Origin of the sequence: Frankia sp. Mgl5 (genome assembly GCF_023242985.1) — a bacterium.
In the GTDB taxonomy this organism is placed as follows: domain Bacteria; phylum Actinomycetota; class Actinomycetes; order Frankiales; family Frankiaceae; genus Parafrankia; species Parafrankia soli.
In genome coordinates this window covers 1-328 of the sequence record NZ_JALKFY010000587.1, presented here as the reverse complement: position 1 = coordinate 328, position 328 = coordinate 1, and the positions used below count along the sequence as shown (strand labels likewise).

The 328-nt window shown below is 55.8% G+C and carries 1 protein-coding gene; it reads right to left on the bottom strand.

What is annotated here, in order from left to right:
- Positions 1-328: ATP-binding protein (locus MXD62_RS10760; RefSeq protein ID WP_368862390.1), on the bottom strand; the 328-nt coding region annotated here is incomplete at both ends.

Sequence of the window (328 nt, the reverse complement as noted above, 5' to 3'; positions counted from 1 at the left end):
CTCTGATCACGGGAGCCATAGAAGCCGCAAGGGCAAGGATTTAACGAACCGATTAGCAAGAAACGCGCTGGATATGTATATACCTGTTTGGCCCGCCCAATCGTCACTTCTCCTGACTCCAGCGGCTGGCGCAGCACCTCCAGCACATAGCGGGAAAACTCCGGCATCTCATCCAAAAACAAGATTCCGCCGTGAGCCAGACTGCATTCGCCGGGGCGTGGAACCTGTCCTCCTCCACCGACCAATGCAGCAGCAGTGATTGTATGATGCGGATTGCGAAACGGTCGCTCGCGAATCAAACCGCTTCTTCGCGTCAAATGACCGGCGA